The following is a 448-nucleotide window of genomic DNA, read 5'->3' on the forward strand; positions in this document are numbered from 1 at the left end:
AGATCATAATGTGTACATAATTGATATAAAGCTTGTTGGGACAATGAATTCGAATGTAAATCATTTGCTTGTTTTGCCTGAGCCATCATACGTATTACTTGATATGGTCCGACAATCCAACCGGTACGTAAAGCAGGTACAGCTGTCTTCGAAAACGTACTAGTATACATAACATGTGTTCCATCATCTAAAGAAGCCAATGGCTGATACACTTCATCTTCCGTAAATTGAAGTTCACCATATGGATCATCCTCAAACACCACAACTTTGTACTTATGTACAAGGTTAATTAACTGTTTGCGTCTCTCAAGCGACCAAACACGTCCAGCCGGGTTTGAAAAAGTCGGTACTACATAAATACGCTTTGGATTATGTTTCTTTAATTTACTCTCTAAATCATCTGGAAGCATCCCGTTATCGTCTGAGTCAACAGCTACAACCTTTGCTT

Annotated in this window: 1 protein-coding gene; it reads right to left on the reverse strand. The window is 38.4% G+C overall.

Annotated features, from left to right (window positions below; genetic code table 11):
* A partial coding sequence (locus KH400_RS21085) for an aminotransferase class I/II-fold pyridoxal phosphate-dependent enzyme (RefSeq protein WP_217228001.1) occupies window positions 1-448 on the reverse strand: 448 nt, incomplete at both ends.

This window comes from Desertibacillus haloalkaliphilus, from assembly GCF_019039105.1.
Classification (GTDB): domain Bacteria; phylum Bacillota; class Bacilli; order Bacillales; family KJ1-10-99; genus Desertibacillus; species Desertibacillus haloalkaliphilus.